Source organism: Mycobacterium sp. P7213 (genome assembly GCF_900604305.1).
GTDB lineage: Bacteria > Actinomycetota > Actinomycetes > Mycobacteriales > Mycobacteriaceae > Mycobacterium.
Genome location: NZ_UWOA01000007.1, coordinates 84,374 through 99,601 on the forward strand (window position 1 = coordinate 84,374; position 15,228 = coordinate 99,601).

Sequence of the window (15,228 nt, forward strand, 5' to 3'; positions counted from 1 at the left end):
CCGCATTCGGCGCCAAAGCCGAGAAAGCTAGAGCGCCAGGCGGACCAGCGCCGCAGTGCGGGCCAGACCGGGGAACGCCTCCTCGGTGGAGCGCGGATGCAGCGCATGTACGGCAAGACGGAACATCAACGCGCGCAGCAACATCTGCGGCCACTCGGGCAGCGTCTCCCACCGTTCGATCAGCCCGTCGTCGGCGTCACCCCACGACAGGGCGTCGACCACCACTACCCCGGCAGCCCACGAGGCGGGCCGCCAGTAGGGCGTGATGTCGGTGATGCCGGGCGCCGCGGCGCCGGAGAACAGCACCGTGCCGTATAGGTCGCCGTGCACCAACTGGCTGGGACTCCTGGTGGGCTTGCGCAAAGTGGCCAGCTGGTTGATCAGGTCGATCGACCGCTGACCGTCCACCGAGCCCGGAGCCAATCGTGCACCGGCCTGCAGCGAGGCGAACGGCCGTTCCTCCCAGGCCGCCCGGTCCGCGGCGATGAACACGTCGACGTCGGCCCACGGCGCCACCGGTGCCTGGGTCAAGAATCGGGGCCGCTCCAACTTGGAGGTGGCCTCGTGCAGCCGAACCGCCGCCGACACCACCTCGTCGTGGCGCGGCTCGGGGCTGCCACCGACGAAGGTGTCCGCGCGCCAGCCCGACACCACATAACGTCCGTCGGTGGACCGCACGGGGCGGGCCAGGCGGATGCCGTCGGCGAACAGGGTCTCGCGGACTTTAGCCGACCACGCGGCCCTGGCATGGTCGGCGACCATCGACAGGACCACTTCCCCGCACTTCCAGCCGTCTTCCCAGCCGGCACCAAGCGGTGTGGGCGAAACGTTGCGAATACCGAACGTCGCCAGCACATGTTCGGGCGGCGGCTCGATGGTCACGCGATAAGACTAACCGCGGTGATCGCGAGCGCGGCGGAGCCGGGCGCGGCGGGTCACCGCCAAAAGCACCGGTGATCGCGAGCGCGGCGGAGCCGGGCGCGGCGGGTCACCGCCAAAAGCACCGGTGATCGCGAGCGCGGCGGAGCCGGGCGCGGCGGGTCACCGCCAAAAGCACCGGTGATCGCGAGCGCGGCGGAGCCGGGCGCGGCGGGTCACCGCCAAAAGCACCGTGCACCGGGTCTATAGCGCTAATACATGACCATATCGGGCTGCATCTGCTTGGCCCACGCCACAATTCCGCCCTGCAGGTGGACCGCGTTGGCAAAGCCGGCCTTCTTCAGGGTGGCTAGGGCTTGCGCCGAACGGATCCCGGTCTTGCAGTACAGCACCGACATTCGGTCCTGCGGGAGTTTTGCCAGCCCCTCACCGGTGTTGATCGTCGACTGCGGGACCAACTGGGCGCCCTCGATGCGGTTGATCGCCCATTCTCCCGGCTCGCGCACATCGATCAGCGCCAGCAGTTGCCCGGAGTCCAGCAGCTCGCGCAGCTCGGCGGGAGTGATCGTGGACCCGGCGGCCGCAGCGGCGTCATCCTCGGGAACTACGCCGCAGAACGCGTCGTAGTCGACCAATTCGGTGATCGCCGGTGTGGCGGGATCCTTGCGGATCGCAATGGTGCGGTAGCTCATCTCCAAGGCGTCGTAGATCATCAGCCGTCCCAGCAGCGATTCTCCGATACCGGTGATCAACTTGATCGCCTCGGTGCCCATCACCGACCCGATCGAGGCGCACAACACACCGAGCACTCCGCCCTCGGCGCACGACGGCACCATGCCTGGCGGCGGGGGCTCGGGATACAGGTCGCGGTAGTTGAGACCGCGCTCATTGCCGGCCTCATCGGCCGGGGCGTCCTCCCAGAACACCGACACCTGGCCCTCGAAGCGATAGATCGAGCCCCAGATGTAGGGCCTGTGCGCCAACACCGCGGCGTCATTGACCAGGTAGCGGGTGGCGAAGTTGTCGGTGCCGTCCAGGATCAGGTCGTACTGGCTGAACAGGTCGACGGCGTTGGAGCGGTCCAGCCGTACCTGGTGCAGCTGCACCCGTACGAGCGGGTTGACCTCGGCAATCGAGTCCCGGGCGCTTTCGGCCTTGGTGCGGCCGATGTCAGAGACACCGTGGATGACCTGGCGCTGCAGGTTCGACTCTTCGACGATGTCGAAGTCGACAATCCCCAGGGTTCCGACGCCGGCGGCGGCCAGATACAGCAGTGTCGGCGCACCCAATCCACCGGCACCGATCACCAGCACCCGAGCGTTCTTGAGTCGCTTCTGCCCCTGCACGCCGACATCGGGAATGATCAAGTGGCGGCTGTAGCGCGCTACTTCCTCCCTGGTCAGCTCGCCGGCCGGCTCCACCAGCGGCGGCAGTGATCTCGGCACCTGGCAATCTCCTCAACGTCGCGTCCGCCCACCCATCACAGCAGCTGGTGGGGGCAACGACAAACCGCGCGCGAAGCTTCCCGAAGGCAGCCCGACCGGCTCAGGCAATCGGAGCCGGCCAGGGGTTGAAGCGGCAGGTCTTCCCGTCGGGCTTGACCCAGTCCGGGTCGAACTTCGCCGCGTCGTCGTTGGAGGTGCCGAAAGTCTGCTGCATCATCACCGGCGCCAGCCCGTCCTGCTTGTCGCACGGTTCGTGGTGCTGGTAGCCGATGGCGTGGCCGACCTCATGGTTGATCAGGTACTGCCGGTAGGACCCGATGTCACCCTGAAAGGGCACGGCACCGCGAACCCAGCGGGCTTCGTTGATGAATACCCGCGGCTCCGACTTGGCCCCGTATGCCGGGTTATAGCAGGACGCCTCCAGCGGAATCTCGTAGCCGCAGCCCTCCCGGACCGTGATCGGCGACGTCAACGAGATCCGGAAATCGGGGGTGATCGGGCTGCTGGCGTCGACCCGTACGAACCCGATCTGCGGGGTATGCGTCCATCCCTTGGGGTTCCGCAGGGTTTGGTCGACCATCCGGGCGAACGCCTCGTCGCCGCCGAACGCGGTGGTGTCGATGCCGTTCTCCACTTCGATGGTGTAGGCGAACACCTTCTCGGTGCCCTGCCCGAATTCCGGCTCGATGCCCGGGATGACGTGCCAGGACATGTCGCCGGCTTCGGTGAACGGGCCGCCGTTGGGCAGCACACCGGTGGGCAGGTTGACGTCGAACTCGGTGAGGCCGCGCGGGGGTGCGCCGATGATCGAGGTGCCCGCCGATCCGATCGTCGGCGGCCCCTGGACCGTGTCATCGGCGGACTGGGTGCGCACTCCAGTGCCGGTCACCGTCTGATACACCACCACGACGGTCAGAGCCATGAGCACCGGCAGCGCGTACGCGCGCCACCCGTAGGTGGAGACGAACCTGCCCAGCCAGGTCTGCTTGCGCCACTGGCGGTGCACATCACGGTCAGACCGCAGTCGCCCGGCACCGGCGGCGAGCGGATCACGCTGGGCGCGCAATGGCTCGCGGAAGCGATCCCGCAGCACCGGGGCTCGACCGCCGCCGCTCCGCCCCGGGTCGTAGGTCACGGTCCCAGAATGGCACAAGGTCTGCGAGCTGGGACTCTGCGGCACGCCAGGAGGTGTGCCGCGACGAGTTCGAAATGGCGATCGACAGCCGATTGTCGGATGTCGCTGGTGGAAGTGACGGGTGCAGCGCGTAGTCTCGCTCTCACCCACCGGCCGTCGCGGACCCAGGGTCCCAGGCGCCGGCCGAACGAGATTGAGGAGTCGATGAGCAAACCGATCGACACGGCAGAGCGGGACGGCGCACAGCCGACCGGCCGTCGCTCGAGCGGCGCCAAAGCGGCGACTACCGGCGGCCGTCGCGGCAGCCGGCTCCCGCGCGACGAGCGCCGGGGACAGCTGCTGATCGCCGCCAGCGATGTATTCGTCGACCGCGGCTACCACGCAGCCGGCATGGATGAGATCGCCGAGCGGGCCGGTGTCAGCAAACCGATCCTCTACCAGCACTTCGCGTCGAAACTGGAGCTGTACCTGGCGGTATTGGCCCGCCACGTGGAGAACCTGGTCTCCGGCGTCCGTCAGGCATTGCGGACCACCACCGACAACCGTCAGCGGCTGCGGTCCGCGGTGCAGGCTTTCTTCGACTTCATCGAGCACGACAGCCAGGGCTATCGGCTGATCTTCGAGAACGACAATGTCGCCGAGCCGCAGGTCGCGGTCCAGGTGCGGGTGGCCACCGAGTCGTGCATCGACGCGATTTTCGACCTGGTCAGCCATGACTCCGGCTTGGACCCGCACCGCGCCCGGATGGTCGCGGTCGGGTTGGTCGCGATCAGCGTCGACTGCGCCCGGTACTGGCTGGACAGTGACCGCCCTATCTCCAAGGATGACGCCGTCGACGGTACGGTGGCGTTCGCCTGGGGCGGGCTGTCACACGTGCCGCTGACCCGTTAAGCGGAACTGGCCCCGGCAGCGACGTCGGCACCGATCCCGAAACCGACCCGCCGACTGTCGGCGACACCGATCTCCACGTAAGCGATCTTGGCGGCCTGCACCAGGAAGCGGCGGCCTTTCTCGTCGGTGAGGGCGAGCAGTCCAGCACCGTCTGCGCCCTTGCCCAACGCGGCGCCGACCAGCTTCTCGACCTCATCGGGCGTCTGCGCACTGTTGATGACCAGTTCGCGCGCGCTATCGGTGACCCCGATCTTGACCTCCACGCCTGCCCCTTTCGTTTGCGTTGGGCGTTGCTAAGCAGGCTAGTGGACGGCGGCCCGGTTGGTGCGCACCGGCCGTTCGCCCTCGGCGATAACGCGCTGCGTGGCGGCGGGCTAAGCCAGACCCAGCTCGCGCATGCGCTCGTCGTGGGTGTGTTGCAGGCGATCGAAGAACCCGGCCAGCTGGGCCAGTCCGGCCGCCCCCGACACCACCAGGTCGGCGAGTTCGTCGCGGTCGGCCAACACGTACTGGGCCTGGGTGATCGCCTCACCGAGCAGCCGACGCGACCACAACGCCAGCCGGCTGCGCTGCTTGTTGCTGGCCGTGACCGCGCCGCGTACCTCCTCGACGACGAACTGCGAATGCTTGGTCTCGGCGAGCACCGCACGCACCACGTCGCCCACCTCGTCGGGGAGTCCGTCGGCGATCTGCAGGTAGAAGTCGGCGGCCATCGCGTCGCCGATGTAGGTCTTGACCAATGCCTCCAGCCACGTGCTGGGCATCGTCAGACGATGGTAATTATCAAGGGCAGTAGCGTATTTCGACATTGCCGCGACCACGTCGACACTGCGGCGCTCGAGAGCTTCACGGAGCAGTTCGAAGTGGCCCATCTCCGCGGCGGCCATCGCCGCCATCGAGATCCGGCCACGCAGATCGGGCGCCATCCGGGCTTCGTCGGTGAGCCGGTAGAACGCGGCCACCTCGCCATAGGCCAGTACCGCGAAAAGCTCGTTGACCCCAGGATGATCGGCGGACAGCCGCGGCGGGGAAGACTGCGCTTCCGCGTCGGCGGAGGGAACCGAATTCATCACCACACTGTATGCGTTCCGCGGCAATGGACCGATGCCCGGCCCGACCAGGTAGGATCATGCTCAGGCAGTGCCTATTCGGTGCTGCCGCGCAATGTGCGTACACGTGGTTGGCCCGCCTCCTCGGCGAGTGCAGGGCCCCCGGCGGTGCCTCCGAATATGGGCAAAGTATCGACCGTCTCCAGTGTGTGCGCCCCGACCCGCACCGCGATCGACTGACATACCGCGCCGACTTCGAAAGGCATCTGCCCGCGCATGACCCCATTGATCTCAACCACCGTTCCCACTACCCCTCCGAGCTTCGCCGAGCTGGGCGTCCGCGACGAGATCGTCCGCGCACTCGCCGAGGACGGCATCGAGCACGCCTTCGCGATCCAGGAGCTGACGTTGCCGCTGGCCCTGGCCGGCGACGACCTGATCGGCCAGGCCCGCACCGGCATGGGCAAGACCTACGGCTTCGGCATCCCGCTGCTACAGCGGGTCAGCACCAGCCCGGACCGGCCGCTGACCGGCGCACCGCGAGCGTTGGTCGTGGTGCCGACCCGTGAGCTGTGCATCCAGGTCTCCGGCGACCTGGCCGACGCGGCCAAATACCTGACCGCCGGGGACCGCCCGCTGTCGGTGCAGGCCATCTACGGCGGCCGGCCCTACGAACCGCAGATCGAGGCGCTGCAGGCCGGTGCCGACGTGGTGGTGGGCACCCCGGGCCGGCTACTCGACCTGGCCCAGCAGGGGCACCTGCAGCTGGGCGGCCTGTCGGTGCTGGTGCTCGACGAGGCCGACGAGATGCTGGACCTGGGCTTCCTGCCCGACATCGAGCGCATCTTGTCTCGTATCCCCGACGACCGGCAGTCGATGCTGTTCTCGGCCACCATGCCCGGCCCGATCATCACGCTGGCCCGCAGCTTCATGAACCAGCCCACCCACATCCGGGCCGAGGCGCCGCACTCTTCGGCGGTGCACGACGCCACCGAGCAGTTCGTCTACCGGGCCCACGCCCTGGACAAGGCCGAATTGGTGGCGCGGGTGCTGCAGGCCCGTGGCCGCGGAGCCACGATGATCTTCACCCGCACCAAGCGCACCGCCCAGAAGGTCGCCGACGACCTCAATGAGCGCGGGTTCAAAGTGGGCGCGGTGCATGGCGACCTCAACCAGGTAGCTCGCGAGAAAGCACTCAAGGCGTTCCGCACCGGCGACATCGATGTGCTGGTGGCCACCGATGTGGCCGCCCGGGGCATCGACATCGACGACGTCACGCACGTCATCAACTACCAGTGCCCCGACGATGAGAAGACCTACGTGCACCGCATCGGCCGCACCGGACGCGCCGGAAAGACCGGCGTCGCCGTCACCCTGGTCGACTGGGACGAGCTGGCCCGCTGGACGCTGATCGACAAGGCCCTCAACCTGTGCTGCCCGGACCCGGCGGAGACCTACTCCAGCTCGCCGCACCTGTTCACCGAGCTCAACATTCCCACCGACGTCAGCGGCTCCATCGGCCAGACGCGTCGGTCACCGGCCAAGCGGTCCGAGGACGAAACCCGCGAGACCGCAGCGGACCGCCAGCGGGCGCCCCGCAACCCGACCCGGTCTCGTCGGCGCACCCGCGGTGGTAGCCAGGCGAGCGCCACCGACGGCGCCCCGCAGAACGCCGAGGCGGGTGAGTCCGGCACCGCCGCGAACTCCGAGGCCACCGGGCCCAGTGCGCCGCGGCGCCGTCGCCGCCGTCGCCCGAACAAGACCGCGGCCGCTGCCGCTAACGGCGGCTGAGCTGGACCGCTGAGATGGTACGACCCGAGCGCCGCACCTCCGGTGATCTGGTCGCGGCGGCCTTGATCGCGGTCGTGATCGTTGTCGTCGGAGTGGTCATCTGGTGGACCAGCGATGCCCGCGCCACGATCAGCCGGTCGGCGTCGGACTCGGCGACCAATCCCCCGTCGGCGGCGATGGTGCCCGCGGCGCTGTCGCAGCTGTGGACAGCGGCCAGCCCGGCAACTTGGGCACCCGTGGTGGTCTCCGGCACGGTGATCACCGGTGACGGTCCGCGGATGAGTGGTCGTGACCCGGCCACCGGCGAAGAGCGCTGGAGCTACTCCCGCGACGTCGACCTGTGCGCGGTGTCGTGGATCTACCGTTACGCCGTCGCGGTCTACCCCGATTCCCGCGGGTGTGGCCAGGTCAGCGCGGTCGTCGCTGCCGACGGCCTGCGGGGACCGGCCCGCACCAGCTACGCCGACCGGGCCGTACGGGTCTCCTCTGAGGGCAGCGCGGTGCTCTCAGCCGGCGCCACCCGCCTGGAACTGTGGCGTTCAGATCTGGTGCGAGTGATGTCTTACGGGGAGATCGACGCTCGGGTGAAACCTTCGGCGCGCGGCCGAGGGCAGGGCTGCGCCCTGGTCTCGGCAGCGGCGGCCTCCTCGGCGGTATCGGTGCTGGAGTCCTGCGCGGGCCAGTCCGATGTGCAACTGACGCTGCTGCGCGCGGGCAAGGAAGAAGACGAGCCGGAGACCCAGCACGTCGCCGAACGCGGAGTGACCGCGGACTCCGGCGCCCGGGTGCTCGCGGTGACCGACTCCGACGCCGGCACCAACACCGCGCTCTATCTGCCCACTCCGCAGCCTCGTATCGAGGTCGTCGACCAGACCGGCACCACTATCGCCAAGACCATGCTGCCGGCCAAACCCAGCCCCGCCAGCGCCGCACTGCCGGTATCGCGGCCCACCGGGTTGATCTGCTGGTGGACCGGCGATGCGGTGATGGTGTTCGACTCCGGAACGCTGACCTACCGCTACACCATTCCGGCGTCGGGTGCCGCGGTTCCGTTGGGGCCGGCAGTACGGATGGCCGATCGCCTCCTGATACCGGTGACCGACGGGGTCGGCGTCTTCGACCAGAACACCGGCGCGCCGGAACGCATCATCCCGGTGAGCCGCCCGCCCGGGGTCTCGACCGTGTTCCCGGCGGTGTCGGGCCCGACGGTATTGGAGCAGCGCGGCGACGCCGTCGTCGCGCTGGGCTGATGGCGGCGGCTCCGCCGCGCTTGCGATCACCGCTGGGTTAATGGCGGCGGCCCGCGGCGCCGGGCTCCGCCGCGCTTGCGATCACCGCTGGGCTGATGGCCCCGCTAGACCTCGGGAGTAAACGTGGGCAGCGACTTGCCGTTCTTCCAGTACTTGAGCAAGGCCTCGGCCAGCTGACGGTAGGCCTGCGCGCCCTTGTTCTTGCGCCCGGCGATCACCGAGGCACCCGATGCACTGGCCTCGGCGAAACGCACGGTCCGCGGGATCGGCGGAGCCAGCACCGGCAGGTCGTAGCGGTCGGCGATGTCGAGTAACACATCGCGACTGTGGGTGGTGCGCGAGTCGTAGAGCGTCGGCAGGGCACCCAGCAGACGCAGCTCGGGGTTGGTGATCTGCTGGACGTCGGAGACCGTGCGCAGAAATTGGCCGACGCCTCGATGCGCGAGGGTCTCGCATTGCAGGGGCACGATCACCTCGCCGGCCGCGGTAAGGCCGTTGAGGGTCAGCACACCCAAGGACGGCGGGCAGTCGATGACCACCACATCGAACTCGTCTTCGAGCTTGGCCAGCGCCCGCTGCAGAACGTACTCGCGGCCGGCCCGCATCAGCAGCATCGCCTCAGCGCCGGCCAGGTCGATGTTGGCCGGCAGCAGGGTCATCCCCTCGTCGGTCGGCACCAATGCCGTATTGGGTTCCACCTCGCCGAGCAGCACTTCGTGCACCGACACCGGCAGCTTGTCGGGGTCGTGGCCCAGGGAGAAGGTTAGGCAGCCCTGCGGGTCGAGGTCGACCAATAACACCCGCCGACCCAGCTCGGCCATCGCCGCACCCAGCGAAGCCACCGTCGTGGTCTTGGCCACGCCGCCCTTCTGATTGGCAACCGCCAAGATCCGCATCCCCGTCACACCGACATACTGGCACGGCTTAGCCCTCGGAGCACCAAACGCGGGTCGGTGTCCGCCGTCGGGCAGAATCGACTGACGTGGGGATCGAGGAGCGCCGACTTCTGCTGCTGCGCCACGGGGAAACCGAGTGGTCCCAAAGCGGCCGGCACACCGGGCGCACCGATCTGGAGTTGACTGAGGTGGGCCGGCGTCAAGCCGTCGCCGCCCGGGCAACGCTGACAAAGCTGACGCTGGACAACCCGCTGGTGATCTGCAGCCCGCGCCGCCGCGCCCGGGTGACCGCCGAGCTGGCAGGGCTGCACGTCGATGAGATCTTCGACGACCTCGCCGAGTGGGACTACGGCCGCTACGAAGGGCTGACCACCGCGCAGATCCGCGAATCCGAACCCGACTGGCTGATCTGGACACACGGCAGTGCCGGCGGTGAGACGGTGGCGCAGGTCAGCGACCGCGCCGACCGCATGGTTGCGTTGGCGCTGCGACAGCTCCCCTCGCGTGATGTGGTGTTCGTCGGACACGGCCACTTCTCCCGGGCTGTGATCACGCGGTGGCTGGAGCTGCCGTTAGCCGATGGCGCACGAGTCGCGATGGCGGCGGCCTCGATGGCCGTGTGTGGCTTCGAGCACGGAGTGCGCCAGCTCATCGCGCTCGGCCTGACCGGACCTCAGGCCGCAGGGCTGTGACAACACTGCCACCGAAGTTCGTCCTTTCCGGACCCTCCGGGACGCTGTCGGCCGACGCGATGACCGCCGGGTTCACCGATGTCACCGCCGCGCAGGCCGCATTGTCGCGCGGTGATGCACCAATAGTGTTGGGGGCGCTGCCTTTCCGGCCCGATTCCGCCGCGGCCCTGTTCGTCCCGCGCGAGGTGCGACGCGAAGAGGCGCTGCCGCCCGCACGCGATGCGGCGCTTCCCGCGGTCCACGTGGTCGCGCAGATTCCGCAGCCCGACGAGCATCGAGCCCGGATCCGCCGGGCCCTGGACGAACTGACCGCACCACGAAGCGCCCTGCGCAAGGTGGTGCTGGCCCGCGGGCTGCGCCTGGCCGCCGATGCCCCGCTGGACGCCGATACCCTCCTGCACCGGTTGGTCGCCGCGGACCCGAGCGGCTACGGCTACCTGGTCGACCTGAGCGCGGCCGGGCAGGCCTACGCCGGCACGGTCCTGGTCGGCGCCAGTCCTGAACTGTTGGTCGCCCGCGAAGGCGACCGAATCACCTGCCGGCCCTTCGCCGGTTCGGCGCCGCGCTCCCCCGATGCGGTAGTCGATGCCGCCAACGGAGCCGCGCTGGCCGAGTCCGGCAAGAACCGCCACGAGCATCAACTGGTCGTCGATCAGTTGCGTGCGGCCCTCGAGCCACTGTGCGTGGAACTCGACATAGCGCCGGAACCACAGCTCAGCAGGACCTCTGCGGTGTGGCACCTGAACACCCCGATCACCGGTCGGCTGCGCGACTGCTCCACCACTGCACTGGATTTGGCGCTGGCACTGCATCCGACGGCCGCGGTCGGCGGGGTTCCGACCGCCGCCGCGGTGGATCTCATCACCGAACTGGAGGGCGACCGGGGCTTTTACGCCGGCGCGGTCGGCTGGTGCGACGCCGCCGGTGACGGCCGCTGGGTGGTCTCGATCCGCTGCGCGCAACTGTCCGCCGACCGCCGATCCGCGCTGGCCCATGCCGGCGGCGGGATCGTCGCCGAATCCGACCCGGACGAGGAACTGGCCGAAACGGTGACGAAGTTCGGCACGATCTTGTCGGCTATGGGCGTCGTTCCGCCCAGCGCAGCGCAGCTGGACTGAACAACGCCGCCAGCACCGCCACCGCCGCCACGCCGACCGCCACGCCGTAGCCCCAGCGGTGCGAGCCCACCCCCAGATACCAGGCGACCGGCAACAGCAGCAGATTGGCGAACACTGCTATGCCGCGCCCGAAGCGCCGGCCTCGCAGCAGCGCCCACCCGGCCGCCGACACCGCAACACCGACGAAGGCGAACCATGCCGCAGTGCCGTAGCCATTGGCGTCATGCTGATCCGCGCCGGCCAATGCCCGCAGTACCAGCACCACCGCGACAACAAGGGCGGCCGCGCCCTGCACAGCCACAATCAGGCCGGCGCCGAGCACAGCGCGCGGTGAGTCAGCGACGGCTTTCACGCCGCCAGCGTAACCACCCGAACCCATCGCCTCCGATGCCCATAGACTCGTATTTCGTGCGCGCCGTGCTGATCGTGAACCCCAATGCCACATCCACTACGCCGGCGGGGCGCGATCTGCTCGCCCACGCGCTCAAGAGCCGCCTCGACCTGACCGTGGTGCACACCGACTATCGCGGCCATGCCATCGAGATCAGTCAGGCCGCGAGCCGAGACGGCATCGACCTGGTCATCGCGCACGGCGGCGACGGGACCGTGCACGGAGTGGTCAACGGCCTGCTCGGGGCACCTGGTTCACCGCCACCGGCACACCTGCCGGCGGTGGCGGTGGTGCCCGGCGGGTCGGCGAACGTGTTCGCGCGTTCGCTGGGCATCGCGGCCGACCCGATCGCCGCCACCAATCAGCTCATCGAATTGATCAACCCCCCAACCGGCCGGCCCGCGTGGCGCCGGATCGGGCTTATCGACTGCGGCGAGCGGTGGTCGGTTCTCAACGCCGGCATGGGAGTCGACGGCGAAGTGGTGGCCGCGGTGGAGGCCGAACGCGAGAAGGGCCACACCGTCACCCCACTGCGCTACATCCGCGCGGCGGTCCCCGCGGTACTGGCCACCACCCGCCGGGCGCCGACATTGACCTTGCAACTGGGCGACGACCAACCGGTCGAAGGGGTGCACTTCGTGTTCGTCTCGAACTGCGCTCCGTGGACCTATGCCGACGAGCGGTGCGTGTGGACCAACCCCGACACCACCTTCGAGTCGGGAATGGGCGTGTTCGCGACCACCAGCATGAAAGTTCTGCCCACGCTGAGGCTGGTTCGGCAGATGCTGTCGAAACGGCCCAAATTGCGCGCCAAACAGCTCATCCGCGACGACGATGTGGCCGCGCTGCGGGTGGATGCCGGCGACACACCGATAGCGACTCAGATCGATGGCGAATATCTCGGGCTGCGTACCGCGATGACGTTCCGGGCGGTTCCCGACGCGCTGGACGTCGTCGCCCCTCCGCTAGAGAAAGCCCGCTGATCTGCGAAGATAGCGCTCCAATCGCTCACTGAGCGCACAGTTGATCCCAATGTAGTACACCTGCACAGGAACGCCGTCAGCAGCCCCGCGAAAACGTGACCTTGACCACGTGATAAAGCGCACCCTTGACATCTGTCCAAGCTGTGAAACGATCGAGCGATCGGATGCAAGCCGTAATCATTTCTTGCGCCGCTTATACACAGTCGAAAAGCACTAGCGCACCCCGCTGCGCCCAAAGTAAGGAGTTGGAGACCTATGGATTGGCGCCACAAGGCGGTCTGTCGCGACGAGGACCCGGAGCTGTTCTTCCCGGTGGGAAACAGCGGCCCGGCTCTCGCCCAGATTGCTTCCGCTAAGCAGGTCTGCACCCGTTGCTCGGTGGTCACCGAGTGCCTGACCTGGGCGCTGGAGACCGGCCAGGACGCCGGCGTGTGGGGCGGCATGAGCGAAGACGAGCGACGTGCGCTCAAGCGCCGCAACGCTCGGACGCGGGCGCGCAGCGGGGTCTGACCCCAGACAAAGCGACGCGGCCCCGACTCAGTCGGGGCCGCGTCGTTTTGTGTCGAGACCTGCCTCACAACGCCTGACGGAGCCGGCGACCGCCGACCGGGATGCGCAGCACCATCTCGGTTCCGCCGCCCGGCGCGTCTTGCGCGGTCAGCGAGCCGTTGAGCTCCGCCGAGACCAGCGTGTTGACGATCTGCAGGCCGAGCCGGTCGGAAGTCTCCAGTCGGAACCCGTCGGGAAGCCCGTGGCCGTCGTCGTGGACCACGACGTCGAGCCAACGCGCCGAACGTTCGGCCCGGATGGTCACCGCTCGCCGGTCGGCCTCTGCCTCAAAGGCGTGCTCGATCGCGTTCTGCACCAGTTCGGTGATCACCATGATCAAGGCGGTGGCCCGGTCGGCGTCCAGCGACCCGATCGACCCGATCCGGGCGACATGAATCGGGATATCCACGCTGGCAACGTCGTTCATCATCGGCAGGATGCGGTCGATCACCTTGTCGAGGTTCACCACCTCGTCGACCGACATCGACAGCGCTTCGTGGACCAGTGCGATCGACGACACCCGCCGCACCGACTCCAGCAGCGCCTCGCGGCCTTCGGTACTGGTTGTGCGGCGGGCCTGCAGGCGCAGCAGCGCCGCCACGGTCTGCAGATTGTTCTTCACTCGATGATGGATCTCTCGAATGGTCGCGTCCTTGGAGAGCAGCGCGCGGTCGCGGCGCTTCACCTCGGTGACGTCGCGAACCAGCACCGCCGCCCCCGCCGGCCGGCCGTGCACGATCAGCGGCAGGGTGCGCAACAGAACGACCGCTCCGGCCGCGTCGACCTCGAACCGCATGCTCGAGCCACCGGACAGCGACTCACGCACATGTTCGGCCAGTTCGTGAGCCTCGAATGGGTCGGAGATCAGCGGCCGGGTGATGGCGACCAGGTCGTGGCCGGCCAGTTCGGCGGCCAGGCCCATGCGGTGGTAGGCCGACACCGCATTCGGGCTGGCGTAACGGACCGTGCCGTCGACGGCCAGCCGGATGAACCCGTCTCCCACGCGCGGACTCGAGCGCGACACCGCGATGTCGCCGACGTCTGGGAAGGTGCCCTCGGAGATCATGTGCACCAAGTCGGCCGCGCAATCCAAGTAGGCCGCTTCCAGCCGGCTGGACTCCCGTCGGCCCGTCAACGCGGTCTGGTGGGTCAGCACGGCCACGATCCGGTCGCCGTGGCGCACCGGTACCGCTTCCATATTGCGTTGTCCGGCAATACCTTCTCGACCGATGACGCCCGATTCGAAGGCGGCGACCGCCAGCGGCATCCACTCCGGCACGACGATGGTGCCGACGGCGTCACTCAGCAGTACGGTGGGCGCGGTGTTGGGCCGGCATTGCGCCACGCACACCAGGGCACCGTCGGCGTCGGGGTCGCGGCGCACCCACATCAGGTAGTCGGCGAACGACAGGTCCGCCAGCAGCTGCCACTCCCCGACCACCGCATGCAGGTGGTCCACCGCACTGCCGGGCAGAACGGTGTGTTCGGCGAGCAGATCACCGAGGGTCGACATCGGCTAGCTCGCGCCGGTCACAGCGGCAGCGATCAGCTGATCACGGCGATCAGATCGCCGGCCTGAATCACGTCACCGACCTGCACGGCCACCTTGCTGATGGTGCCCGCGGTCTCGGCCAGCACCGGGATCTCCATCTTCATCGACTCCAGCAGCACCACGGTGTCGCCCTCGTTGATCTGGTCGCCCTCGTGGACCACGACCTCGAGCACGCTGGCCACGATCTCCGCGCGAACGTCCTCGGCCATCTTCACCTCGTTCATCACCCAGTCAACGATTGCGTACATCAAAAAGCTAGGCCCTATCGAACCACAACCCCCTCACGGCATCGGGCAGGGCGGCTCGGGTAAGCGAACTCCAAGATAATTAAGAGGACATAGAGAGTTCGATCCGTGATCGTGTCGTGTTTCTCCTGTGACAATTGCATAGCACCGTTACTCGAGTGTTTTGAACGCGTGACGAAATCGCCGTGACGCGGCACAAGTCGACACCGAACTTGAGGAGTAGCGCGTTGTCTGTAAACCGTCTTGCCCAGCCGCGAGTGCGGCTGACACTGATCTGCGCCGGCGCCATGACGCTGGCCACATTGGGATTCGGTGTCGCGTCCGCCAAAGCCGCCCCGGCCCTGGTTGATGACCCCATGCCG

16 protein-coding genes are annotated in these 15,228 nt (G+C 68.2%); 7 read left to right on the plus strand and 9 right to left on the minus strand.

Annotation, left to right across the window (positions count from 1 at the left end):
- Positions 1 to 27 precede the first annotated feature (27 nt).
- From EJK91_RS04265 to EJK91_RS04280, 3 genes are all read right to left on the minus strand, one after another.
- Entirely contained in the window at positions 28 to 882 is an 855-nt protein-coding gene (locus EJK91_RS04265; RefSeq protein WP_024443671.1) for a TIGR02569 family protein, read from the minus strand.
- Positions 883 to 1,130: 248 nt separating this feature from the next.
- Positions 1,131 to 2,324: an adenylyltransferase/sulfurtransferase MoeZ gene (gene moeZ / locus EJK91_RS04275; protein WP_125078339.1), complete on the minus strand. Its 1,194-nt coding sequence runs from the start codon at positions 2,322 to 2,324 to the stop codon at positions 1,131 to 1,133.
- A gap of 100 nt (positions 2,325 to 2,424) precedes the next feature.
- Positions 2,425 to 3,459 (minus strand): DUF3152 domain-containing protein, encoded by a 1,035-nt coding sequence (locus tag EJK91_RS04280; RefSeq protein WP_024443669.1) that lies wholly within the window; start codon positions 3,457 to 3,459, stop codon positions 2,425 to 2,427.
- Positions 3,460 to 3,663: 204 nt separating this feature from the next.
- On the opposite strand from EJK91_RS04280, the gene EJK91_RS04285 reads away from it, so the two are divergent.
- Positions 3,664 to 4,350 (plus strand): TetR/AcrR family transcriptional regulator, encoded by a 687-nt coding sequence (locus EJK91_RS04285; protein ID WP_046285552.1) that lies wholly within the window; start codon positions 3,664 to 3,666, stop codon positions 4,348 to 4,350.
- Here the strand turns inward: EJK91_RS04285 and EJK91_RS04290 are convergent.
- Together EJK91_RS04290 and EJK91_RS04295 are read right to left on the minus strand one after the other, a co-directional pair.
- Complete coding sequence (locus EJK91_RS04290) at positions 4,347 to 4,613, minus strand: DUF3107 domain-containing protein (protein ID WP_024443667.1); 267 nt, start codon at positions 4,611 to 4,613, stop codon at positions 4,347 to 4,349. The two genes, EJK91_RS04285 and EJK91_RS04290, sit on opposite strands and share 4 nt — an antisense overlap.
- A gap of 111 nt (positions 4,614 to 4,724) precedes the next feature.
- Positions 4,725 to 5,420 carry a ferritin-like fold-containing protein gene (locus EJK91_RS04295; RefSeq protein ID WP_046300073.1) on the minus strand — a complete coding sequence of 232 codons (696 nt, stop codon included), beginning with the start codon at positions 5,418 to 5,420 and terminating at the stop codon, positions 4,725 to 4,727.
- A 267-nt stretch (positions 5,421 to 5,687) separates the two neighbouring features.
- Between EJK91_RS04295 and EJK91_RS04300 the strand changes: the two genes are divergently transcribed.
- Both EJK91_RS04300 and EJK91_RS04305 read left to right on the plus strand, forming a co-directional pair.
- A complete protein-coding gene (locus EJK91_RS04300; protein ID WP_444850795.1) occupies positions 5,688 to 7,190 on the plus strand; it encodes a DEAD/DEAH box helicase in 1,503 nt (500 codons plus the stop codon).
- A 14-nt stretch (positions 7,191 to 7,204) separates the two neighbouring features.
- A complete protein-coding gene (locus tag EJK91_RS04305) occupies positions 7,205 to 8,440 on the plus strand; it encodes an Rv3212 family protein (RefSeq protein WP_046300048.1) in 1,236 nt (411 codons plus the stop codon).
- A gap of 104 nt (positions 8,441 to 8,544) precedes the next feature.
- Here the strand turns inward: EJK91_RS04305 and EJK91_RS04310 are convergent, their stop codons facing one another.
- Complete coding sequence (locus tag EJK91_RS04310) at positions 8,545 to 9,345, minus strand: ParA family protein (RefSeq protein ID WP_024443663.1); 801 nt, start codon at positions 9,343 to 9,345, stop codon at positions 8,545 to 8,547.
- Between the two features lie 77 nt (positions 9,346 to 9,422).
- Between EJK91_RS04310 and EJK91_RS04315 the strand changes: the two genes are divergently transcribed.
- Together EJK91_RS04315 and EJK91_RS04320 are read left to right on the plus strand one after the other, a co-directional pair.
- Complete coding sequence (locus EJK91_RS04315) at positions 9,423 to 10,028, plus strand: acid phosphatase (protein WP_125078340.1); 606 nt, start codon at positions 9,423 to 9,425, stop codon at positions 10,026 to 10,028.
- A 59-nt stretch (positions 10,029 to 10,087) separates the two neighbouring features.
- Positions 10,088 to 11,146 (plus strand): isochorismate synthase, encoded by a 1,059-nt coding sequence (locus EJK91_RS04320; RefSeq protein WP_125078348.1) that lies wholly within the window; start codon positions 10,088 to 10,090, stop codon positions 11,144 to 11,146.
- Here the strand turns inward: EJK91_RS04320 and EJK91_RS04325 are convergent.
- A complete protein-coding gene (locus EJK91_RS04325) occupies positions 11,106 to 11,525 on the minus strand; it encodes a hypothetical protein (RefSeq protein ID WP_046300051.1) in 420 nt (139 codons plus the stop codon). The two genes, EJK91_RS04320 and EJK91_RS04325, sit on opposite strands and share 41 nt — an antisense overlap.
- A 29-nt stretch (positions 11,526 to 11,554) precedes the next feature.
- Between EJK91_RS04325 and EJK91_RS04330 the strand changes: the two genes are divergently transcribed.
- Both EJK91_RS04330 and EJK91_RS04335 read left to right on the plus strand, forming a co-directional pair.
- Positions 11,555 to 12,520, plus strand: coding sequence for a diacylglycerol/lipid kinase family protein (locus tag EJK91_RS04330; protein ID WP_046300074.1), 966 nt, complete (start codon positions 11,555 to 11,557; stop codon positions 12,518 to 12,520).
- Positions 12,521 to 12,775: 255 nt separating this feature from the next.
- The gene (locus EJK91_RS04335) at positions 12,776 to 13,030 is read left to right on the plus strand and encodes a WhiB family transcriptional regulator (protein WP_024443658.1); all 255 of its coding nucleotides are present in this window, start codon (positions 12,776 to 12,778) and stop codon (positions 13,028 to 13,030) included.
- Positions 13,031 to 13,094: 64 nt separating this feature from the next.
- Here EJK91_RS04335 and EJK91_RS04340 read toward each other — a convergent pair whose 3' ends face one another.
- Complete coding sequence (locus EJK91_RS04340; protein WP_024443657.1) at positions 13,095 to 14,582, minus strand: sensor histidine kinase; 1,488 nt, start codon at positions 14,580 to 14,582, stop codon at positions 13,095 to 13,097.
- Between the two features lie 32 nt (positions 14,583 to 14,614).
- Positions 14,615 to 14,830, minus strand: coding sequence for a biotin/lipoyl-binding carrier protein (locus EJK91_RS04345; RefSeq protein ID WP_036458599.1), 216 nt, complete (start codon positions 14,828 to 14,830; stop codon positions 14,615 to 14,617).
- Positions 14,831 to 15,228: the final 398 nt, after the last annotated feature.

What these genes read in the sequence shown, in the direction of transcription:
- EJK91_RS04295 (WP_046300073.1), bottom strand. Translation starts at nt 5,420, where the DNA reads ATGAATTCGGTTCCCTCCGCCGACGCGGAAGCGCAGTCTTCCCCGCCG.
- EJK91_RS04325 (WP_046300051.1), bottom strand. Translation starts at nt 11,525, where the DNA reads ATGGGTTCGGGTGGTTACGCTGGCGGCGTGAAAGCCGTCGCTGACTCA.
- EJK91_RS04305 (WP_046300048.1), top strand. Translation starts at nt 7,205, where the DNA reads ATGGTACGACCCGAGCGCCGCACCTCCGGTGATCTGGTCGCGGCGGCC.
- EJK91_RS04345 (WP_036458599.1), bottom strand. Translation starts at nt 14,830, where the DNA reads ATGGCCGAGGACGTTCGCGCGGAGATCGTGGCCAGCGTGCTCGAGGTC.
- EJK91_RS04335 (WP_024443658.1), top strand. Translation starts at nt 12,776, where the DNA reads ATGGATTGGCGCCACAAGGCGGTCTGTCGCGACGAGGACCCGGAGCTG.
- EJK91_RS04340 (WP_024443657.1), bottom strand. Translation starts at nt 14,582, where the DNA reads ATGTCGACCCTCGGTGATCTGCTCGCCGAACACACCGTTCTGCCCGGC.
- EJK91_RS04285 (WP_046285552.1), top strand. Translation starts at nt 3,664, where the DNA reads ATGAGCAAACCGATCGACACGGCAGAGCGGGACGGCGCACAGCCGACC.
- EJK91_RS04320 (WP_125078348.1), top strand. Translation starts at nt 10,088, where the DNA reads ATGACCGCCGGGTTCACCGATGTCACCGCCGCGCAGGCCGCATTGTCG.